This window comes from Acinetobacter sp. YH12239, from assembly GCF_013417635.1.
Classification (GTDB): Bacteria; Pseudomonadota; Gammaproteobacteria; order Pseudomonadales; family Moraxellaceae; genus Acinetobacter.
Genome location: NZ_VPDP01000007.1, coordinates 164,919 through 187,885, shown reverse-complemented (window position 1 = coordinate 187,885; position 22,967 = coordinate 164,919). Strand labels below are relative to the sequence as shown.

Sequence of the window (22,967 nt, the reverse complement as noted above, 5' to 3'; positions counted from 1 at the left end):
TAGCAAGAGTGAACCACCTGATCCCTTCCCGAACTCAGAAGTGAAACCTCTTAGCGCTGATGGTAGTGTGGGGTTACCCATGTGAGAGTAAGTCATCGCCAGCTCATTATTCTAAACACCCCCTTCAATAGAAGGGGGTGTTTTTTTATATGAAAAGAAAAAAATAAAGAATTAAATATAAAGGGAAATGGATCATACAACTCACTGCTAAAGATTTTTTAACGAGGAATTGATAATAAAAGCCTTCATCAAATCTTCATTGATCTGTCAGACGAATGACACCATCATGCCGTTTAATCATGAGTCCTTAATTAAGTGATACATACGGATTTATGAACAAGACACTTTTAAGCACAGTGCTATTGTCATTTTTAGCCCTTAGCGGTTGTAATGATTCTGATGATAAGATCACCTCAGATCAACAAAATCAGATAAAGGAGCCTACACTTGTTTCATTTGCAAAGCTTGATGTGGCTACCTATGCCGATGGACCAGATTCAGGACTTTATGTTAAAGGTGCAAATGGTATTTATCCACCATTTAAAGGTCAGCCAGTTCAAGGATTTTCTGGGGCATTAAAAAATGCTGATGGAACGTATCTTGTAATGTCTGATAATGGATTTGGTGCACAAGATAACTCAGCAGACTATCTATTACGTCTTTATAATATTTCAGTAGATTTTAGAACTGCTAAGACCAACTCAAATAACGTTAAAGTACTGTCTCATATACAGCTTCGTGATCCGAATAAGTTAGTACCATTCAAAATTGTCAATGAGAGTACGCCAGAACGACTTTTAACAGGTGCTGATTTTGATCCGGAATCCATACAGCGTGATAAAAATGGCGATATTTGGATCGGAGATGAATTCGGTCCATTTTTACTGCATTTTAGTGCTGATGGTGTTTTAAAGAGTGCTCCGATTGCATTGCCTCATCCTGAAAAAGAAGGAGAAGAGCTTCGATCTCCACAAAATCAACTTCATCAAAGTGCGACTGAAATAGAAAATGCGCTCGTGCAAAGAAGTGGTGGATTTGAAGGCATGGCTATTTCTCCAGATGGTCAATATTTATATCCAATGCTGGAAAAACCATTAAGCAAGAATGCGCAAAGACATTTATTAATTTCAAAATTTGATATTGCTAAAAAAGCATATACAAATGACCATTACTATTTTGAGCTCGACCCTAAAGCAACAGCAATTGGTGATTTCCAGTTATTTAGTCAAAATGAAGGTGTTGTGATTGAGCGTGATGATACTGAAAATAATGTTGGTGGTTTTAAGAAATTAGTTCGCATACAACTGAATGAACCGAAGCAGTTGGTTAATAAGACTGACTTGGTCAATTTAATGGATATTGCGAATCCAAATTTATTATATGGTACGCCACGAGAGGGCGATATTATGACGGGTGATCGTTTTGGTTTCCCATTCTTTACCATTGAAGATATTGTGATTGAAGGACCTGATTTAATCACAGTGTTGAATGACAATAATTTTCCAGGTTCAAGTGGGCGTAATGCAAAACTTGCTGATGATAATGAAATTATTCAGATTAAATTAGACAAAAAGTTATATTAATTGTTCAAGGCCTCATAGATTTTGATCTATGAGGTTTTTTTAGTAAATTAAGTGAAAAATATCATAATTAAATAAGTACTTTAATAAATTCGTATTTGAGCGAGATATCATCATTACTCACCAATAAAATGATGGAAACACTGATTTTCATAAGTCAAACTAACTTTGGTCTAATGCGATATTTAGATAAAAAGCCTAGTTTTGATTGGATTTTAGACTAACGTTCAATTTTTATTAACACAGAATTATGTGAAATTTACCTCACAGACTTTAAGCACACGATTTTGATGCGTCGCTCACAACAATTAAATTCAAAGTTGGTTGGATCGTGCTTAAAGATTATTGAAATACGATCTCTCACAGGAGGTGAGGAATGTCACAGCAAGCAATGAACGTCAATAAAATTATTGACCATGCTAAATTCACACCATTTCACTTCAATGTTGTCGCTTGGTGTTTACTCATTATCCTGTTTGATGGTTATGACTTAGCAATTAATGGCGTAGTTTTACCATTATTGATGGATGAATGGGGTTTAAGTGCTGTTCAAGCAGGCATGCTCGCAAGTACTGCACTTGCAGGGATGATGTTTGGCGCAATGATTTTTGGTTCTTTAGCAGATAAGATTGGCCGTAAAAAAGTCATTATGATCTGTATTATTTTATTCAGTGGATTAACCTTTGCGGGTGGTTTTGCATCCAATCCAACTGAGTTCGGTATTTTGCGTTTCTTGGCAGGTTTAGGGATTGGTGGTGTTATGCCAAACCTTGTGGCTTTGACCTCAGAATATGCACCTCAAAAAATGCGTAGCACCTTGGTAACTACTATGTTTAGTGGTTATGCGGTAGGTGGTGTGATGGCTGCATTATTAGGTTCATGGTTTACACCAAGTTTTGGTTGGGAAATCATGTTCTTTATTGCAGGTATTCCATTACTTTTACTTCCAATTATTTGGAAATTCTTACCTGAATCTTTAACTTTCATCGTAAAAGAAAATCGTCAGGAAGAAGCTCGTCAAATCGTGGCGAAGATTGAACCTAAAGTAAAAGTTGAGAAAGATACAACTTTCGAGCTGGATCAAGTAGATGAGCCTGAATCGGCAACTGTTGTCAGCTTGTTCCGTCGTGGTCGCGCTGTAAATACATTGTTGTTCTGGGTTGCATTCTTTACATGCTTATTAACCATGTACGCTCTCAGCAGCTGGTTACCGAAATTGATGATAGCTGCGGGCTACTCAATGGATAATAGCTTAATGTTCATGATGGTCATGAATGTTGGTGCGGTAGTGGGGATCGTTGGCGGTGGTATCTTGGCAGACCGTTACCATTTAAAACCTGTACTGATGTTCTTGGGTTTAATGGGTGCGATAGTGATGAGCTTAATGGGCTTCCAGTCGAATATGCTGTTACTTTACATCTTGGTGTTCTTGGCAGGTGCTGCATCGATTGGTTCACAGATGTTGTTATATAGCTACGTAGCTCAGTACTATCCATTGGCAGTTCGTTCAACAGGAATTGGCTGGTCGTCTGCGATTGGTCGTATGGGAGCAATTGTTGGTCCAATCTTGATTGGCGGCTTACTAGGGATGAACTTACCAGCGCATTTTAACTTTATGGCAGTAGGTTTACCTGTGTTGATTACTGCAATTGCAGTGGCTCTGATTATGAATGAAAGTGAAGCTGAAAAGATTGGTTCAAGTCAGCCAAGTATTGCCAAAGCTTAAATAATTGAATGATTTAAAAGCCTCCGTAAGGGGGCTTTTTATGTAAAAAACTACTAATTTTGATAAAATTAATTTTAAAATATGCTCGAAGAAAAAGTAAGTAGTAGAAATATTCCATTACCTATACAAAGAGAAGTTAGACAAAGATGTGGTTTTGGATGCGTTATTTGTGGAATGCCATTATATGAATATGAGCATATGGAAGAATGGGCTTTAGTTAAGCGTCATATAGCTGAAGAGATAACACTACTTTGTGATCATCATCATCGTGAGAAAACTAATGGATTATTACCGAAGGAGGTTGTTAGAAAAGCTAATGAAGATCCTTTCAACCTGCGACAAGGAGTATCAAAACCATATCTATTACATTTTTCAGGTGAAGAAGCAATTGTTGAAATAGGGGGTAATACTTTCACTTGTAGTGATAATGGTTATGGCACTGCAATGATTCCACTAAGTGTTGATGGAGTACCTCTAATTGGATTGATATTGGCTGACGGTCATTTTTTATTAAACCTAGTAATTTTTAATGAGTACAATTCTCCAGTACTTCATATTAAAAATAATCAATTAATTTACAAACCATCAGCTTGGGATATCCAATTAATTGGTACTACTCTTACAGTTAGAGAAAACCATCGAAAGATTTTAATCGAAATACAATTCTGTCCCCCTAATAAAGTAATATTCAAAAGAGGTAGATTTCTTCGGAACGGAGTAGAAATTCTAATACGCCCAACAAATATTTTAATCACTAATAACAGTACTCTTATTGCAAACTGTACTGCAAAGAATTGTTTAGGAGGTTTAATAATTGGTCATCATGAAAATCCAATTAGTGGATTTTTTGCTATTGATGGAATCAACAGATATTTAGGCTCAAACAAAGAAGCCTTAAAATTTGAAAAGGAGTCTTTACAGCGAAATGAGTTATAGTATCAGTTAAAGTAATTTAAATTGATTATATTCCTATGAAACTCAATTCATTCTCCCCACTCCCTGACGATGATAGCGAACTTCATCTTCCTGAAATTATCTATTGGGCTTCATTAGGCGAAATCACAGAAGTTGAAACAGTTTTAAACAACGGAGCTGATGTAAATCAAATTGATGATGAAGGTTATAGCGCACTTCAAGCAGCCGCAGAGAATGGGTACTTAGATGTAGTACAACTGCTAGTCGCAAAAGGTGCAAATGTTGCTTACAAGGGGCAATTTACAGCTTTAGAACTTGCTGAAATGGCAGGCGAGCAAGAAATCGTAGATTACTTAAAAAGTCTGTAAAACATGCGAAATAAAACCCCTAAAAAGGGGTTTTAATCGTTTAAGACTGCGTCAATTCTTTATAAATGGCTTCATTAAATGCAGGAATATCATCAGGACAACGTGAAGTAATGAGCGGCCAACCGCCAGTATTACAACGATGCACCTCTTCATCGACCCATTTACCGCCTGCATTTTCTAAATCAATTTTTACTGACTTGTAAGACGTCAGATTTTTATCTTTGATACGTTGCGCATCAATTAACGTCCAAGGCGCATGACAAATAGCTGCGATTGGTTTTTGATGGTCAGCAAAACTTTGAATCAATTTTTGAACCTGTGGATGAATTCGCAAGTTATCCGCATTGACCGTTCCCCCAGGAATAATCAGGATGTCATAGTCGTTTGCATTGACTTCATCGAAGCTTAAATCAGGTTGAACTTGATCAAAAGGCTCTTGATCCCCAACCACAGTCTGAACAGATTTCTTTTCTTCAGCAGCATGATAGGTTTCAATCCCTTTTGATTTTAAAAATGCTAAGGGTTTGATTAATTCATCTTTTTCAACACCAAAATTTGCAGTAATAAATAAAGCTTTTGCCATGTTCACATCCTCAATCTTTAAAATTTTGTATGCAAGCCGTTTGCACTAGGCTATTCCGTCTTGTAGGAACAGCATAAGTCCCTTGCACTTTGGAAATTACAGTCAGAGTTGTTGCGTGACACACTTTAAAACTAACAAATGGAATGCATGAAAGTGTTGTGAAAGCGAAAAAGCATGATGAATAATTGTTTTACAAGCGTGACAACGTGTAGTGTGCTTAAAAATTCTATGTATAAGAAAAAGAAAAGCCCATCTTCCTGATGGGCTTTTCTTCGTATCGGCTGCTTTTAGGTATAACTCCTGTCGTACCTCACGTCCTGATGCTCAAACTTATTATTGTTGTTTTTTGTTTGGGAAACTTCCTGTCTCCTGATGATTTAAGAATAGTCCAGTGTCGTTGATGTGAATAGCCGACAATAGAAGAGATGATTGTAGGAAAATGCTTACAAAACAATCTAAGTGATTCATTTATCGTTCAATAGATCAATTTAGCGTTTTAAATTTTCACGAATGAATTGATCACTGTATTTTACCAGCTGATCTAATGCAGGTTGCTCAACAGGGTAGTGCCCGCCATTTTGTAAACTCATCACACGATAAGGTACTTTCAACTGTTTCAAAACAGGTTGGCTCAATTTTAAAGGAGTCCATTGATCCTGTTCAGGTTGAGTCAGTAACACAGGTGCTTGATTAAACTGAGTCAAAGGATATGGTTTTTGGTAATGCATATAGCTGTTTAAAAACTCCACGCTCATGCTATTACCTGCGGATGTCTTGTCAGCCAGCATGATGCGTAAGGCTTCAGGGTCATTGGTGAGTTTTGACATCTTTGAGACCAAGGACATAGGTAAGGTGATTTGCTTCAAAGGGGTATGTGCAACTGCTTTCATACTTGGCAAAAGAACAGGGCTTAGAGCACTAAAACGCATGGTTCCTTTTTGAACGTCTTTAAACTCTTGATCGAGAAAGGTCATTCCGATGATGCCATCGACATGTTTATTCTGCATGGCCACATGTAGCGTGAGCATTCCACCTACTGAGAGTCCGTAAAGGAAAATAGGACGATCATCTTTTTGCGCTTGTTCGTTCACAAAATCATTGATCAATTTCACCCAATGATCATAACGAATTTCTTTTTTTGAAGGATATTGTGTCAGACCATAACCGGGTAAATCCAATGCGAAGGTTTCATATCCTTTTTGGGCAAGTGGACGCCCAAGAATTAAACTCATCTGACGACCATTTGTACCTACGCCATGTAATAAAATGACTTTGGCTGGCGCTTTAGTATTAGGATAAGCATCGACATGTACACGGTAATCATTCCAACTCCAGTAGTACTCATGTGGTTTGTTTTGGTCGTTGATACGAAACTTCAAAGGGAGTCTTTGTTGTAATTGTTGCCAAGCTGCTTGTTGCTGGTAAGACTGTGGAATTTTAGATTGAGTCCAAGCCAAATTAGAAAGTAATAAAGCCATCATAGTGGCAACGGTTGTGAGTATTATTTTGAGCACGCTTAAACGCCTTTCATTTTTTTCAAACACTATAAAAATGAAAAGCAACTTTGTTTATTACCCAAATCATCAGTCGTAAAAGAATTGAGTCAATTGCTAAGCTTAAGTTGCTGAAATTAAATGCATATTATTTTTTGTTTAGATTTGGTTGTATGTTAAATGTACAAGAATAGGTCTTAGGTCATCAGTGATGAATAGAAAATTTAAGCAGTTGTATTTGATTGTTTTTTAATCAAGCAAGTTGAGTTGAATTCATGGTAAAATGATCGGCTTTCATCTTTGATCTAATTTTTGATCTTCCATCTGCCAGCCGAGAATTGCTAGCCATGTCTACTGCTTATACCGCTCAGACTGCGCCAAAAGCGTTGTTTGATTACGACAAATATTGGGCGTCTTGTTTTGAACCCGCGCCTTTTTTGCCGATGTCACGCGAGGAAATGGACCAACTCGGTTGGGATAGTTGTGACTTTATTTTTGTTTGTGGCGATGCTTATATCGATCATCCATCATTTGTAACCGGTATCATTGGCCGTGTGCTTGAAGCACAAGGTTTCCGTGTTGGTATTATTGCCCAACCAGACTGGACGAATGTTGAAGCATTCCGTGTACTTGGTAAACCAAATATTGCTTGGGGCGTATCGGCAGGTAACATGGACTCTATGATCAACCGTTATACGGCTGACCGTAAGATCCGTTCAGATGATGCTTATTCGCCAGATAACCAACCGAATAAACGTCCTGACCGTGCAGCAACCGTCTATTGTCAACGTTGTCGTGAAGCGTTCCCTGATGTTCCTGTTCTGCTAGGCGGTATCGAAGGCTCATTACGTCGTATCGCGCATTATGACTATTGGTCAGACAAAGTTCGTCGTTCTATTTTAATGGATTCAAAAGCCGATCTATTGATGTATGGTAATGGTGAACGCTCAATCATTGAAGTGATGCACCGTCTAGCCAAAGGCGAAAAAATTACAGACATTACTGATGTTCGTGGTACTGCATTTATTATTAATAAGCATAACCGTGCAGCAAAAGCCAAGTTTGTTGAGATCGCATCAAATGATGTCGATACCATAGGCCGTGTTGATCCAATCATCAATCCATATGTGATGACCGAAGATATTGATGGCTGTGAAATTGAGAAAGACAAAGGCAACAGCTTAACGCAGTATCAGAATTTCCAAAAAGAAGTGGTCAGCAATCCGATTGTTCGTGAAGGCGACAATTTGGATGCAGATACGCAAATCGTGCAGTTACAGCCATCCTCTAAGGCGATTAAGCATAAGTTGCCACCACGTGAATTGGCTGTGATTCGTCTACCTTCTTTTGAAGAAGTTGCCAATGATCCCGTGCTTTATGCCCATGCAAACCGTATTTTGCATCTAGAAACTAATCCAGGGAATGCGCGCGCACTCGTGCAGAAGCATGGTGAGCGTGATGTCTGGATTAATCCACCGCCAATTCCATTAACCACAGAAGAAATGGATTATGTGTTCGATTTGCCTTATGCACGTCTACCACATCCATCTTATGGCGATGCGCGTTTCCCAGCGTTTGACATGATCAAGTTCTCTGTGAACATCATGCGTGGTTGTTTCGGTGGTTGTACCTTCTGTTCGATTACGGAGCATGAAGGTCGAATTATTCAAAACCGTTCTGAAGAATCGATCTTACGTGAAGTTGAAAAGATTCGTGATACGGCGCCGGGCTTTACAGGCATTATTTCGGACTTAGGTGGACCAACAGCCAATATGTATCGTTTGGCATGTAAAGATCCAGAAATTGAAAAGAACTGTCGTAAGCCATCGTGCGTGTTCCCGGGTGTTTGTCAAAACTTGCATACTGATCACGCACCTCTTACGCAGTTATATCGTAAAGCTCGTGCTTTACCAGGTATTAAAAAGATTTTGATTGGTTCGGGTCTACGTTATGACCTTGCAGTATTGAACCCTGAATATGTCAAAGAATTAGTCACGCATCATGTCGGTGGCTACTTAAAGATTGCACCTGAACATACCGAAAAAGGCCCTCTCAATAAAATGATGAAGCCAGGTATTGGGACGTATGACCGCTTTAAGCAAATGTTTGATCGTTTCAGTAAAGAAGCAGGTAAGGAACAATATCTTATTCCTTACTTTATTGCAGCGCATCCAGGTACAACCGATTACGACATGATGAACCTTGCGATTTGGTTGAAAAAGAATGGTTTCCGTGCTGATCAAGTACAAACCTTCTATCCATCACCAATGGCAACTGCGACCACCATGTACTACACCGGTAAAAATCCGCTTGCGAAAGTGGCACGTTATACTGAAGATGTCGACATTGTAAAAGGTGAAAAACGCCGCCGTTTACATAAAGCTTTCTTACGTTACCATGATCCAAATAACTGGCCTTTACTGCGTGAAGCTTTGAAAGAAATGGGTCGTCAGGACTTAATTGGTAATTCTAAGCAACATTTGATTCCGACGTATCAGCCTCAGGGCACGGATGGTCAATATCAATCTGCACGTAAGAAAAATTCAACTGTTGCAGGTGATTCACAAAAACGTACGGGTCAAACCGCTAATCGTGGTCAATCACAAGGACAAAATAATCGTCCGAAGAAAGGCCAAATCTTGACACAGCACACTGGTTTGCCACCACGTGAGACTGGAGATCGCAAAAAACCTTTTGGCGAGGGGAAACCTAAGGGTAAATCCAAACCCAAGTCTCGTGCATAAATGATAATTTCTTTTAAAAGGACGCTGCGGCGTCCTTTTTTGAACATTTTCTATACAATATTTTCGATGATGCTCATTTTATCGGAATATTGGGCTTGATTTGGGTAAGTCTCTTTTTTATTTTAAAATAATCATTTAAATTAGGGGTTTAGTGAGGTTTTGAGTTTTTCATTTCAGATGATATTGTATTATCTTCAAATGAAATTTTCATCATTGTCCAACAATTATGTAATAGTGTGATGTGTTTCATGTTTTAAACTATAGCCAATAAGTGCAGAACATGTTTAATATAAGCTTGGTCTGGAGCGCTTTTCACTTGGACTATGCGATGTTTAACATCAGCATAATGAAACAATAATAAAAGTTGTGTTTTTTGAAGTAGTTTAAAAAAGAAATTAACGATAAGAATTCAAATAAGGATACTAGTCATGGATATCATGATCATCGCGAGTGTGATCATACTCGCTGTGGTGTTGTTCATTGCTTATAAAGGATTAAAGCATCAACAACCCTCTGATAGCATGCTCCGTCAAAGAGCAGTGTTTAGCCCCTATCAGCAAGTAACTTTCAATCGTCTGAAAGAAATCATGCCAAATGCGCATATTTTGGCACATGTCTCTTTTGACGCCTTACTGACCACAAAGTTACCGCGTACACGCCGTAAATATGAGTCAATGTTTGCTGATTTTGTGGTGATGAATAAGGATTGTAAAGTTCTTGCCATTGTCAGTTTAGAAGATAAATTTTCATTCAAGCGTGGACATACTTTACAGTTTCAAAATGCATTACTTGAAACCGCGGGATACAAAGTGATCTCTTACCATGCTGTGCCAGAATATGTGCAGTTAAGACGTGATTTTTTGGATGAATACACTGAGGAAATGCCAATTGAATGGGGAGATGAATCCGTGATTGAGCATAAATTAGAAAAGTATAGCGCTGGACGATTGGCAGATATTCGCGCATTTAGCTAATCATCTTTGAAATAAAAAAGCATGCTCAGGCATGCTTTTTTTATCAAGGTTTCGCGGCTATTACCGTTAACTCAACAAGAACATCGGGATGATAAAGTTTAGCCTCTACGCATGTACGCGGTAGAGCTTGAATATCAGAAACCCATGCATCCCAAACTTCATTGAATGTTGCATAATCTTTTTCAATATCTTTTAGATAAATTGTCACAGACATGATATGGCTTTTATCTGTACCTGCTTCAGCCAATAAACGGTCAATAATGTCAAAGGTTTGTTGTGACTGTCCACGAATGTCGAGCGACGTATCTTCTGCTAACTGACCTGCCAGATGAACGAAGTGACCAAAAATAGCGACCTCAGAAAAACGTTTTTGAACGTGTAAACGTTGAACAGACATAAAACTCATCCCTTATAGATATAAATATAGATTATGAAACGCAGTATAGGATTTAGAAAGTATAGGGGAAGTGGAACTATGAATTCGGTTTAATTGCTGTATCTCTGAAAGTTTATTTTTATGGGAGGAGATCAGAAATATTTGGAGGAAAAAGACATTGTACCCATTCAGATTAGAGTGCCCTGTAATATTCGGATGGATTGTCACGCCAATCACAGGACAAATGTGTTAGATATAGGTCTTCTAACAACATCTCAGCAGACACATGGGTAAATGTATTGCACGATTAGATTACTCTAAAAAGGAAAAAAAGGCGAAAAAAATTGACTTAATTTTGTTCTTTTGCATGAAAACTAGACGAAATTTACAATCCGAATAAATTGAGTTGAGTGTCTTGTTGTTTTTCTGAAAGTTGATACACCCCAACACCAATGAGTCTAAACTGATATTCATCAGGAATATTCATTTCCATTAACAATAATTTGAGTGCCAGTTGCAAATCCTGTATGTGATTGAAAGGTTGTTTAAAGCTTTTAGAGTGTTGTAAAACTTGAAAATTTTTAAGTTTGAGTTTGACGCTGATACCTCTAGCGATCATTTCCTTGTTTTGAAGATTTTGCCAAACACGAGAAAGCAGTGAAGTCCAAAATTGATCACATTGGTTTAAAAAAAGATCTTCATCAAACGTGGTTTCTTTGGAAATTTGCTGTCTTTGGCGTTCGCTTTGAACAGGTCGCTCATCGATCCCTTGAGCATAGAGAAATAATTGTTTGCCATATTTTCCGAAATGATGAGTGAGAAAGTTTTCTTCGACCTGCTGTAAATCCCCAAGTGTTTCGAGTTGCAAAGCTTTTAATTTTTCCTGTGTGACCTTACCTACACCGGGGATTTTTTTAAGTGGAAGATCATAGATGAACTGTTGCACCTGATTGGGTTTGATCACACAAATGCCATTCGGTTTATTCCAATCAGATGCAATTTTGGCTAAAAACTTATTTGGTGCAACGCCTGCTGAGGCGGTCAATCCAGTAAGCTGAAATATTTCATCACGAATATGCATCGCAACTTCAGTAGCACTTGGAATCTGTTGTAAATTTTCAGTGACATCCAGATATGCTTCATCCAGCGATAAGGGTTCGATGATGCTGGTATATTTTTGAAATATCTCATGAATTTGAGCTGAAACATGTTGGTATTTAGAAAAATTTGGCTCAATGACGATCACTTGTGGGCAAAGTTTTCTAGCTTGTGTCATCGACATGGCAGAACGTAAGCCATACTCACGAGCTGGGTATGATGCTGCTGCAACGACGGCCCGTGGGTGATGAGATGCAATGACCACAGGTAAGTGTTTTAATTCTGGACGCTCTCTAAGCTCCACAGAGGCGTAAAAAGCATCCATATCGATATGAATTATCTTTCGCAAAATGTTCAATCAATCATGAGATGCCTTAATTTTAACCCATAATTAAGGCGTCGTTGAGCTGATTATTGGGTATGCGTAAGGCTCCGTCAGTAAAGTCACCTTTCGACCTTGATGCTGTGCATGATCAATCACGAGTTGTAGGCTTTTCGGAGAATGATCTGCTATTCGTGGTAGAAATTCTAAAGGTTGTGAAAGTGGTTTAAAGAAATTGTCCCAATGAATTGGAATGACTTCTTTAGGTTGCAACTGATCAATAGTTTCAGCGAGATACTGTTGTTGAAACTCGGGTGATTGTTTAGAAAGCTGAGCAACTCCTAAAAACAAGACATCTACATTTAACTTTTGAAATTGATTAGGAAGCGCGCCTGTACTGGCTTTAACTAAAATTTTGCGATTATTGTGCTCAATCAAGTAATCAAAACTACCGCCCTCTTTAAACTCATAAAAACGTGCTGGCTGAGGCAGTGGATGCAGAATCTCTTCACCTAAATCATTGTTCACTGCTGTAGGTGGCGTATGTTGTGAGGGAATAGGCGTAATACGAAATGCACCCAATTGTAGTGCTTGAAAAGGCACAGCCAGTTTCAATTGATGCTCAGGCACTTTGCCGCCTCGTGCTATATTTAATGTACTCAACGAACCAATGATGTGAGTTTTTGGGAGTGAAGTTCCGAGCACTGAGATATCCAGAGCATGATCATAGTGACTGTGGGTCACCAATATGGCTTTGAGGCGTTTAAGCTCATGGTCCTGAATCATATTGTGAAGCAGTGCTTGATCACTGGAAAGGCGTTGTAAAGCAATAGTCATGAGAGATGGTCGACTAAAAAAACCATCAATTAGAATTTGTGAATTACCATCATCAAATAGCAATGTGGAAACGCCAAAAAAGCGAACATTTAATTTTTGTTCACTGACGGGTTGGTCTATTTTAGCCTTCCATTGATTAAATTCGGAGAGCTTTCCTGATGGTTGCCATAAATAAAAAAACGCAGCCATGAGCGTGACAGCCAAAAGACCAATCACCGTTAAAATCCCTTTTTTAAGCGACATCATGTCATCCTTATAAAGCGTAACTCGCTTGCTTGAGCCCAGTTGCACTCTATTTTTTAGTTAGATCTCTTTAGTTGTAACGTACTGACTCCTTAAGATTTATGGCTCAATTTGATTTAATTTTAGAAATTTTATCCAGTCGTTTTGATCGCCATTAAATACATTCAAATCCACTGGTGTAGAAATACCCTTAATTGTGCCTTTATTGGTGTATTGCCAAAAGATCCAATCTGGATTGTCTTTTAATTCAGGTTGAGTGGTGTATTCACGTACCCAGAGTGGGGTATCCGTAAAAGCACCCGCAAGTACGATGTTATAGAAGGCTTTAGAAACATAAAAGATAGGTTGTTTGCCATAATGTTGATGCAGCAAATCGTGCATAACATCGATTTCATGTAACAGTTTTTCTTTGCTATAGGTATTGATGCAATTGCTGTCGTATTCCAAATCAATGACTGGGGGAAGGGCATCTTCTTTACGTGGCACAGAATCAATGAAATTTAATGCCTGAACTTTCCCATCACGGCAAAGTCGATAGAAATGATACGCTCCGACTTTAAAACCATGCTCGCGTGCTTTAAGCCAATGATCCTGAAATTTTCGATCTTTAAAGTCGCCACCTTCTGTTGCTTTGAGGTAGACAAATTGGTATTCCTTTTTTGGAATTTGCGACCAGCGAATCTCTTTTTGATGATGTGAGACATCAAATCCTTTGATTGGATACTCTTGAGCTGTTGCTGGTTGAAACGGCAAAAAGAAAAAGCTCAATAATCCGACCATGAGTGCGATCAGGGCTGCACCTAAAAGGGAGGTCCACAAGATAATCTTCTGCGAATAGATATGCTGCTTATTTTTTGAATTCATGAGCACTTAAAGATTGGTGCGAAATATGATTAATATCATAACGCGAATAAACGTAAATGGTAGCGACAGTATCTAGAATCCATATTCATTAGTCATCATCCATTTCTTTCGGAATTTTCCAAAAAATAAACATGGTAATAATATTAATTGAGCCCATTAAAATTAAGGTCCATTGGAAGGCCTGTTGCATTTGTGCAGTACCAAGATAAGCGGTGAACACATTGACCAGTGTACCTGCAAGCGCTACACCAATACTCATGGATACCATCATAATCATCGAGAGAAAACTGTTACCACTACTAGCATCTTGTTGAGGCAAATCCTTTAAGGTTAGCGTATTCATAGAAACAAATTGCAGTGAGTTCAACATGCCAAAGATGAAGAAATGCAATGTTCTTAGCCATAAAGGTGTTTCGGCTGAGGTGAGGGCAAAACTTGCAATACATAAGCCAATAAGGCAGGTATTGACTAATAACACACGACGATACCCAAATCGTTGAATAATTTGGCGAATGATCGGTTTTGATGCCAGTGAACCCAATACCGTTGGAATCATAAGTAAACCGGTAATAAATGGTTCAAAACCAAAAGCAACTTGTAGCATTAAGGGGATAAGAAAAGGCATCGCATTGCCGCCTAAGCGGGCAAAAAAGTTGCCTACAATACCAATCGCGAAAATTTGATTTTTGAATAGTTTCCCACGAAATAGAGCATTTTGGTGGGTATGGGCATGCACCATGTACCAAGCACTTGCAGATAAACCAAACACAATAAGAACAATACTCCACCATAGTGGAAGATAGGGGCTAGCAAAATTTTCAATCCCTAAACTTAAGCCAACCATCGCGATGACTAATAACAAGAAGCCAAAAAAATCAAACTTAGCAACATGGGTCTCAGTCACATTTGGCATGGCTTTAAATGTGAGAAAAACTCCAATGAGTCCAATAGGAATATTAATTAAGAAAATCCACTCCCAAGTCACGTACTCCACTAACCATCCGCCAAGAGTAGGACCGATTAAGGGGCCAATCAGACCTGCAAGACTCATCAGAGACATGGCTGCAAGGAATTGGGTTCTAGGAATGATTTTCAACATTGCAAGACGCCCAACTGGAAGCAGTAAAGCACCTCCAATCCCTTGAATCACTCGGAAAAATAACAGCTCATTTAAATTAGAAGAAAATGCACATCCGAGCGATGCCAAAGTAAAAATGATAATTGCAGAAAAATAAACATTTCGGACACCAAATCGGTCAGCCAGCCAACCACTGAGTGGAATACAGGCTGCAACTGACAATACATAAGCCACCACGACACTATGCATGTGTAGAGGATCTTCATTGAGGTGATGAGCGATTGCAGGAATCGCAGTATTGATGATAGTTGTGTCTAGACCTTGCATAAAAAAGCCGATCGAGACCAAAAACACCAATAATCTAAACTCAGGCTGTAAGGGTTGGTGTGCTGTGCTGCTCATCTTGTAGGATCATATTAGTAAGTTAATATTTTAAAACTGTTTCTCAGTATCACTTGTGGTTTATTTACGAAGGATTTGCAACAAAATTGCAATCTAATGGTCACAGTATTGTCATCGCATGGTCATAGAGTTGTTGCCAACAACATCATAAGACGATTAAAAAATGAAGTTAAAGTCTAACGCACTTGTGATCGCAATGTGTGCATTGGGGCTAGGGGCATGTAATGATGACACTAACAATATCACATCAGTACCAGATATTACGCCTGTATCGATTGAACTCAACTATCTCAGTCGGACAGAAAGTCGTGGTTTTGCGGTCAGCGCAGCAGAGATACCTGCCTATGATGCACAAAGCCAAAGATTGTTTGTTGTAAACGCAAAAGAAGGCGTGGTTGATATTTTTGATTATCGCCAACCTCAGCAACCTAAATGGATTGGCTCTTTAGATGCTAAATCTTATTTAACAGACTCAGAAGTAAATAGTGTTGCTGTAAAAAATGGAATTGTTGCCTTGGCTGTACAAGCCAAAGATAAAACAGATCCAGGAATCGTGGCACTTTTTAATGCCAATGATTCGAGCTTTATTGCCCAAGTTCCAGTGGGTTCTCTACCCGATATGCTGACCTTTAGTGCAGATGGGAAAACCTTATTGGTGGCGAATGAAGGAGAGCCATCTCATGATTATGTGATTGATCCCGAAGGTTCGATTTCAATCATTGATCTCTCAAATTTGAACAAACCAGTTGCAAAAACAGCTGACTTCAAAGCCTTTAACAGTCAAGCACAGCTATTACGTGATCAAGGTGTGCGAATTTATGGTCCAAATGCAACAGTAGCGCAAGATTTTGAACCTGAATACATCACACTCAGCGCAGATGGCAAAATTGCATGGGTCGCATTACAGGAAAATAATGCCTTAGCTAAGGTGGATGTTTTAAATGCCAAAGTCATGGCTGTTTATCCGCTCGGTTTTAAAGATCATGGCTTACAAGGTCATGGCTTAGATGTCAGTGATGCCGATGGTGAAAATGGTCTTGCGAAGATCAATATTCAAACTTGGCAGCATGTTCGTGGCTTATATATGCCAGATGCGATCTCAAGTTACGAAGTCAATGGTAAAACCTATATTGTCACTGCCAATGAAGGGGATGCTCGTGCTTGGGGTGAAGATGATCCTGAATATTGGGGAGAGAGATTAAAGGATAATCCGAATGCTCAAGGTAATATTAAGAAAGGTTTTGTTGAAGAATGGCGTGTGAAGCATCTAGTCCATAAAGATGGTTTCGATAGACGGCAAGGGGAAGATCTGCCACCACAATTAAGAGCACTGGCGAAAGGTGCTGAATTGAATCCTCTGCATTTTGCATATTGTGGAGCGATCGATGGCGATGCTAAAGGATGCCGTGAAGACAAGATGCTTGGCCGTTTGAATATCACTTGGACTGAAGGTTATCAAAAGAATACTGATGGCACACCTAAACTCAATGCTCGAGGCAATTTAGTTTACGATCATTTATATAGCTTCGGGGCACGATCTGTCAGTATTTGGACAGAAAATGATGCACAAACAGGATTAGAGCTGGTTTGGGATTCGGGTGATGATTTTGAACAATATATTGCTCAGCACCATCCTGAGATCTTTAATGCAAACCATGAAGAAGCAGGGGGCGATAATCGTAGTGACAATAAGGGACCAGAACCAGAAGGCGTGGTGATAGGTCAAATCGGTCAGAAAACTTATGCATTTATTGGTTTAGAACGAGTTGGAGGCGTGATGGTATATGACATCTCCAATCCTGCCCAACCCCAATTTGTGCAATATATTCATTCGCGAAAACTTGATGCAACCACTGCCGATATCGAGGCAGGTCAGGCAGGAGACTTAGGTCCTGAAGGATTAACCTTTGTTTCCGCAAAAGAATCTCCAACGGGTATGCCTTTACTGATTGTAGGGAATGAAGTCAGTGGTACTACAGCAACGTATCAGATCACGTTGAAATAGAGCCTGATCGTGTAGATGTATGATAAAAGAGCCATATGGCTCTTTTATTTTTTACTCGTCATTCGTAATACTCTAAAGTCTTGTTGAATTTAGACCACGAATTGTTCAGGGCATTTCATGTTTGCGATGGCATTGATGATTTGATGTGAATGCTCGCATACGATGATTTTTGCCCGATGTTGAGCAGGTAGAAAACCTTCTTCTACTGCATGATCGAGTTGTGCAATCAAGGCATTATAGAATCCATTGACGTTATAAATAATCATTGGTTTTTGGTGTTGATTTAACTGTCCCCAAGTTGCGATTTCTAAGATTTCTTCAAATGTACCTAAACCTCCCGGGAGCGCAACAAAAGCACTAGCACGTTCAGCCATCATGGCTTTGCGTTCATGCATTGTTCTTACCACGTGAAGTTCTGTTAACTGATTATGGGCAACTTCGTAATCAAGCATAAATTCAGGAATAACACCAACAACTTCACCATGGTTTTCAATGACTGTATCTGCGACTTGTCCCATTAATCCGATACTTGCACCACCATATACGATGCCAAATCCTTGCCTTGCAATTTTTTCAGCCAAAGCAATGGCTTTTTGTTGGTAAATAGGATTATTGCCAAAACGAGAACCACAATAAAGTGCAATAAGGCATTGAGTTGCTTTTGATTTAACTGATGTATCGGTCTCTAAGGTGTTATTAAGAATGCTTGTATTCATATTTATTTACTCACCTTTTTTAAATTAACTTCATCATGCAGTTTAATCTAAGCAAGAAAGGTGACAACTGTATAGATAAATAAGAATTTTTTGAAATATTTTGTAGTTTCATTCTAAAATGATTGATAAAGCCAATCTCGATTCACCGAAAAAATAGTGAATTGCAATAAAATCTTTTCTATACTGAAAATCTGTTCGGCAACCAATACATCAATATGAGTAGTGATCGACATCGCTCAATAGAACAAAATATTATTTATTTTCTAAATTTAAATACTGCATTTATAACTTTGCCTCATCACTTTGGTTTAAATGAATCCCATCTTCCTGAAACGTGGGAGTGTAACACATGATTTTTGAATGGATGTCTGATCCTTCCGCATGGGTGGGACTCTTAACTTTAATTATTTTAGAAATTGTTCTCGGGATTGATAATCTCGTCTTTATCGCGATTTTGGCGGAAAAACTGCCGCCTGAGCAACGCAATAAAGCCAGAATTTTAGGCTTAACGCTCGCGCTTGGCATGCGCCTAATACTTTTGGCGTCAATCGCTTGGATTATCACGTTAACGAATCCATTATTCCATATCTTTGATCATCCGTTTTCAGCCCGAGATCTTATTTTGATTTTTGGCGGTATTTTCTTGTTAATGAAGGGAACTTTAGAACTACATGAACGTCTAGAAAGTAAAGTTCATGTTAAAGAAGAAAATCCTGTTCATGCTGCATTTTGGATGGTCATTGTACAGATCGTGGTATTGGATTCAGTGTTCTCACTCGACAGTGTGATTACAGCAGTCGGTATGGTCAAAGATCTTTCGGTCATGATGATCGCCGTAATTATTGCGATAGGAATCATGCTATGGGCCTCTAAAGCCCTCATGGACTTTGTGAATAAGCATCCAACTGTAGTGATTCTGTGTCTATGTTTCTTGATGATGATCGGTTTCTCATTGGTTGTCGAAGGCCTAGGCTTCCACATTCCGAAGGGTTATCTATACGCTGCAATTGGTTTCTCTGTCCTGATTGAGTTTTTAAATCAATTGATGCGCCGCAACCAAGAAAAAACGGTAACAACGACTGATTTACGTTTTAAAACAGCTTCTGCTGTCATTCGTATGCTGGGTGGTAAGTCAAAAACGGCAGATGCTCAATCGGCAAATACAGATGATGTCTTGGCTACCCAAGCTTTGGTAGAGGAAATGTTCTCGGATGAGAATGCGGTATACCAAAGCGTGATGTTGCAAGGTGTATTAGGTTTATCTGAGCGACCAGTCAAATCATTAATGACCCCACGTCCAGAACTCGAATGGATCGATTTAAATGACGATCCTGAAAGTATTAAACATCAAGTGCTTTCTATGAAACATTCACGTTTGATCGTTGCACATGGCGAGCTGGACAATATTGCTGGGGTGGTGCTCACGCATAACGTTTTGAATGACTATATTGAATCGGGCGATTTTAATTTCGAAAAACACATTCGAGAGCCTGTTATTGTCCATGAAAGCGCTCAAGTCTTAATGGTGATGGATCAATTGCGTCAGGCACCATTACAAATGGCGATTGTTCTCAATGAATATGGTTCCATTGAGGGTATTGCAACACCGATTGATATTTTAGAAGCGATTGCGGGTGAATTCCCGAACGAAAATGAAATAGAAACTGCAGTTGAAAGCTTAGAGGATGGTTCACTCATGCTCGAGGGTTCAACTGATATTCGTCATATTTCATTATTGCTTGATCGTGATTTAGTTGATGAGTCAGAACAGTATTCTACGCTGTCTGGTTATATCTTATTCCATTTAGGACATTTACCTGAAAATGGAGAAACCTTTGAAGCAGAAGGGTATCTATTTGAAGTGGTTACAATGGATGGTCATAAAATCGAAAAAGTACATATTGTACCCATCGTAAAACAAGACCCATCAGAATGATTTAAACTCAGTTAAAATAGCATCTGATTAGGTGCTATTTTTTTTTGGAATATTGATGTCCGAACTCAATTGTCCTTGCGGGCATGGAATTTATACACACTGTTGTGAACCTTTACATCGTGGTCAGCGTGTTGCAGAAAGTGCTGAACAGCTCATGCGTTCTCGCTATAGTGCATTCGCTAAACATGAAATCGACTATATTGTGAGTACCACAGCATCAGGTCAGCAAAGTCATTTAGACATTGCTGCCATTCGGGATTGGGCGATGAGCAATCAGTGGTTAAAATTAGAGGTTATTCAGCATTTACCTCGTCTGGATAAAACCCATGCTCAAGTCGAATTCAAAGCACATTACCAACATGTCGATCAGGTACATGTCCATCATGAAACCTCAAATTTCGTATTCATCAATAGACAGTGGTATTTTTTGGACCCAACGACAGATCAAACTGTGACGATGAAGCAGCCTTGTATTTGTGGATCAGGAAAAAAATTTAAGCAATGTTGTGCGCGATTTCTCTAGAATTAATTTTTAATTAACTTAGAATATTGCGCATTAAAAACCCTCATTTGGAAGTAGGGCAATGTTACTCACCGTTATTTATATTATTGCGATTACTGCGGAAGCGATGACAGGCGCCTTGTCTGCAGGTCGACGAAGTATGGATTGGTTTGGTGTCATTATTATTGCCTGTGTGACTGCTTTGGGTGGAGGGTCAGTCCGTGATGTTTTGCTAGGGCATTATCCTTTAACTTGGGTGAAACATCCTGAATATCTAGTACTTACATGTTGTGCAGCATTATTTACGATTTTTATCGCAAAATGGATGCGACATCTACGTTCGGTATTCTTACTTCTGGATGCCTTAGGTCTGATAGGTTTTACCATTATTGGTTGTCAAATTGCGATTCAAATGGAACAGGGTTTCGTGGTTTGTGCAGTGGCAGGTGTATTGACAGGCGTTTCAGGGGGTATTTTACGAGATATCTTATGTAACGATGTGCCTTTAGTTTTCCGTCGCGAACTTTATGCCAGTATTTCTTTTGTTGCGGTCATTTTCTATTGGGGCTGTATCGAAGTCGGTTTTTCACAAGATATCACCATTATTTCTACTCTTGTTTTTGGTTTCACATTGCGTTGTATCGCAATTTACTTTGGCCTTGAAATGCCAAAATTTATTTATAAAGATGATGATGAACAGTCGGCGTCATCAAAAGATGTAAATTAAACTTTTTACACTCATCTTTCAAAATGGCCGATAATGTGATCGGTCATTTTTATATGGTTCTTTAGAAAATAAAAATAAGCAGTGTTGAGAAAACAGCGATTGTCATTGGTTGTATTTAAATCACTCCTCACAGAGAGCATGCTATGGATTTAATCTCACGAATACAGCGTTTACCTATTGGTAAATTTCACTACACCTTGTTGTGGGTGATTGGATTAGGCTGGATGTTTGATGCAATGGATACTGGACTAATTTCCTTTATCTTGGCGAAGATGGCTGAAGACTGGCAAATGACGCCTGCTGAAAAAGGTTGGGTTGTATCCATAGGCTTTGTGGGGATGGCGATAGGTGCAGTGTTCTCTGGTGGACTGGCAGATCGAATCGGACGTAAAGCAGTATTTGCTACAACTTTGGTCATTTATAGCATCGCAACAGCACTTTGTGCTTTCGCACCAAATTTAACATGGTTATTAATCTTTAGATTTATTGTGGGTTTAGGCTTAGGCGGACAGTTACCAGTTGCCGTGACTTTAGTGAGTGAATACATTCCAGCCCATGTTCGTGGTCGCTTTATTGTGTTACTTGAAAGCTTCTGGGGGCTAGGCTGGTTATGTGCTGCACTGGTTTCTTATTTCGTCATCCCTAAATTTGATTGGCATGTTGCATTTTTATTGGGTGGTTTGCCTGCACTTTATGTCTTCGTTATTCTAAAAAAAGTTCCGGAATCTATTCCTTACTTGATCAATCGAGGTCGTATTGATGAAGCGCACGCGATTGTACAAAAAATCGAGCGGCAGTGTGGTGTTGAAGTCATCGACAAAATTGAAGTGAAACCAGTTTCAACACATTCAAATGTCAGTTTTGGTCAGTTATGGTCAACCGGTTTCGCAAAGCGCAGTTTAATGTTGTGGTTAATTTGGTTTGGGATTGTTTATTCGTATTACGGTATTTTCACGTGGTTACCAAGTCTTTTAGTCAAAGAGGGATATACCATTGTGCAGTCTTTTGAATATGTTCTCGGGATGATTTTAGCACAATTGCCAGGTTATATTGTCGCGGCATGGCTCGTCGAAAAGTTAGGGCGTAAAGCGACGCTTTCAGGCTTTATTGCAATGTGTGCAGTATCAGCATATTTCTTTGGGCAGGCTGATACCGTAGCGATGATCATGTTCTGGGGATGCTTGATGTCATTCTTTAATCTTGGTGCATGGGGCGTTTTATATACCTACACGCCTGAACAATATCCTGCAAATATTCGTGCTTTCGGATCAGGTTGGGCAGCAGCAATTGGGCGTATTGGTGGGATTGTTGCACCTTTAGTGGTTACTCATATGATGGTGGCTTCAAATGGATTTAGCCAAGTATTTATGATGTTTACCGCTGTATTATTGGCTGTTGCGGCCGTGATCTTGGTGCTCGGTGAGGAAACCAAAGGTAAGACACTTGAGTCTATGGGGATGTAAATCTGTGAAAAAAGA

Annotated in this window: 19 protein-coding genes and 1 rRNA gene; 12 read left to right on the top strand and 8 right to left on the bottom strand. The window is 39.1% G+C overall.

Annotation, left to right across the window (positions count from 1 at the left end; genetic code table 11):
- The 5 genes from rrf to FTV17_RS08495 form a co-directional block, all read left to right on the top strand.
- Positions 1–104, top strand: a 5S ribosomal RNA gene (rrf, locus tag FTV17_RS08515); the annotation flags it as partial.
- Positions 105–332: 228 nt separating this feature from the next.
- Complete coding sequence (locus FTV17_RS08510; RefSeq protein ID WP_179998918.1) at positions 333–1,583, top strand: esterase-like activity of phytase family protein; 1,251 nt, start codon at positions 333–335, stop codon at positions 1,581–1,583.
- A gap of 373 nt (positions 1,584–1,956) precedes the next feature.
- Positions 1,957–3,306, top strand: a complete 1,350-nt coding sequence (locus tag FTV17_RS08505) for an aromatic acid/H+ symport family MFS transporter (RefSeq protein ID WP_179998917.1) — start codon at positions 1,957–1,959, stop codon at positions 3,304–3,306.
- A gap of 81 nt (positions 3,307–3,387) precedes the next feature.
- The gene (locus tag FTV17_RS08500) at positions 3,388–4,242 is read left to right on the top strand and encodes a cell division protein (RefSeq protein WP_035268135.1); all 855 of its coding nucleotides are present in this window, start codon (positions 3,388–3,390) and stop codon (positions 4,240–4,242) included.
- Between the two features lie 35 nt (positions 4,243–4,277).
- Positions 4,278–4,589, top strand: a complete 312-nt coding sequence (locus FTV17_RS08495) for an ankyrin repeat domain-containing protein (RefSeq protein ID WP_179998916.1) — start codon at positions 4,278–4,280, stop codon at positions 4,587–4,589.
- 40 nt (positions 4,590–4,629) lie between these two features.
- On the opposite strand, the gene FTV17_RS08490 is transcribed toward FTV17_RS08495, so the two are convergent.
- Together FTV17_RS08490 and FTV17_RS08485 are read right to left on the bottom strand one after the other, a co-directional pair.
- On the bottom strand, positions 4,630–5,172 hold the full coding sequence (locus FTV17_RS08490; protein WP_179998915.1) for a type 1 glutamine amidotransferase domain-containing protein: 543 nt from the start codon (positions 5,170–5,172) through the stop codon (positions 4,630–4,632).
- Between the two features lie 488 nt (positions 5,173–5,660).
- Positions 5,661–6,686 carry an alpha/beta hydrolase gene (locus FTV17_RS08485; RefSeq protein ID WP_373687196.1) on the bottom strand — a complete coding sequence of 342 codons (1,026 nt, stop codon included), beginning with the start codon at positions 6,684–6,686 and terminating at the stop codon, positions 5,661–5,663.
- A 326-nt stretch (positions 6,687–7,012) separates the two neighbouring features.
- On the opposite strand from FTV17_RS08485, the gene FTV17_RS08480 reads away from it, so the two are divergent.
- Positions 7,013–9,409 (top strand): YgiQ family radical SAM protein, encoded by a 2,397-nt coding sequence (locus FTV17_RS08480; protein WP_035268131.1) that lies wholly within the window; start codon positions 7,013–7,015, stop codon positions 9,407–9,409.
- A 428-nt stretch (positions 9,410–9,837) separates the two neighbouring features.
- Positions 9,838–10,383 carry a DUF2726 domain-containing protein gene (locus tag FTV17_RS08475; RefSeq protein ID WP_179998914.1) on the top strand — a complete coding sequence of 182 codons (546 nt, stop codon included), beginning with the start codon at positions 9,838–9,840 and terminating at the stop codon, positions 10,381–10,383.
- Between the two features lie 43 nt (positions 10,384–10,426).
- Here the strand turns inward: FTV17_RS08475 and FTV17_RS08470 are convergent, their stop codons facing one another.
- From FTV17_RS08470 to mdtD, 5 genes are all read right to left on the bottom strand, one after another.
- Positions 10,427–10,780, bottom strand: coding sequence for a RidA family protein (locus tag FTV17_RS08470; RefSeq protein WP_179998913.1), 354 nt, complete (start codon positions 10,778–10,780; stop codon positions 10,427–10,429).
- 364 nt (positions 10,781–11,144) lie between these two features.
- Entirely contained in the window at positions 11,145–12,206 is a 1,062-nt protein-coding gene (dinB, locus tag FTV17_RS08465; protein ID WP_179998912.1) for a DNA polymerase IV, read from the bottom strand.
- A gap of 42 nt (positions 12,207–12,248) precedes the next feature.
- Entirely contained in the window at positions 12,249–13,259 is a 1,011-nt protein-coding gene (locus FTV17_RS08460) for an MBL fold metallo-hydrolase (protein ID WP_179998911.1), read from the bottom strand.
- 99 nt (positions 13,260–13,358) lie between these two features.
- The gene (locus FTV17_RS08455; protein ID WP_179998910.1) at positions 13,359–14,123 is read right to left on the bottom strand and encodes a GH25 family lysozyme; all 765 of its coding nucleotides are present in this window, start codon (positions 14,121–14,123) and stop codon (positions 13,359–13,361) included.
- A gap of 88 nt (positions 14,124–14,211) precedes the next feature.
- Complete coding sequence (gene mdtD, locus FTV17_RS08450) at positions 14,212–15,603, bottom strand: multidrug transporter subunit MdtD (RefSeq protein WP_179998909.1); 1,392 nt, start codon at positions 15,601–15,603, stop codon at positions 14,212–14,214.
- 163 nt (positions 15,604–15,766) lie between these two features.
- On the opposite strand from mdtD, the gene FTV17_RS08445 reads away from it, so the two are divergent.
- On the top strand, positions 15,767–17,608 hold the full coding sequence (locus tag FTV17_RS08445) for a choice-of-anchor I family protein (RefSeq protein WP_257219911.1): 1,842 nt from the start codon (positions 15,767–15,769) through the stop codon (positions 17,606–17,608).
- 89 nt (positions 17,609–17,697) lie between these two features.
- Here the strand turns inward: FTV17_RS08445 and FTV17_RS08440 are convergent, their stop codons facing one another.
- Complete coding sequence (locus FTV17_RS08440; RefSeq protein ID WP_179998908.1) at positions 17,698–18,324, bottom strand: TIGR00730 family Rossman fold protein; 627 nt, start codon at positions 18,322–18,324, stop codon at positions 17,698–17,700.
- 349 nt (positions 18,325–18,673) lie between these two features.
- On the opposite strand from FTV17_RS08440, the gene FTV17_RS08435 reads away from it, so the two are divergent.
- The 4 genes from FTV17_RS08435 to FTV17_RS08420 all read left to right on the top strand — a co-directional run bounded on the left by FTV17_RS08435 (position 18,674) and on the right by FTV17_RS08420 (position 22,952).
- Positions 18,674–20,260, top strand: a complete 1,587-nt coding sequence (locus FTV17_RS08435; RefSeq protein WP_179998907.1) for a TerC family protein — start codon at positions 18,674–18,676, stop codon at positions 20,258–20,260.
- Positions 20,261–20,315: 55 nt separating this feature from the next.
- Positions 20,316–20,783, top strand: a complete 468-nt coding sequence (locus FTV17_RS08430; RefSeq protein WP_373687195.1) for a YchJ family protein — start codon at positions 20,316–20,318, stop codon at positions 20,781–20,783.
- Positions 20,784–20,844: 61 nt separating this feature from the next.
- The gene (locus FTV17_RS08425) at positions 20,845–21,489 is read left to right on the top strand and encodes a trimeric intracellular cation channel family protein (protein WP_035268119.1); all 645 of its coding nucleotides are present in this window, start codon (positions 20,845–20,847) and stop codon (positions 21,487–21,489) included.
- 143 nt (positions 21,490–21,632) lie between these two features.
- Positions 21,633–22,952, top strand: a complete 1,320-nt coding sequence (locus FTV17_RS08420) for an MFS transporter (protein WP_179998906.1) — start codon at positions 21,633–21,635, stop codon at positions 22,950–22,952.
- The last annotated feature ends 15 nt before the right edge of the window (positions 22,953–22,967 follow it).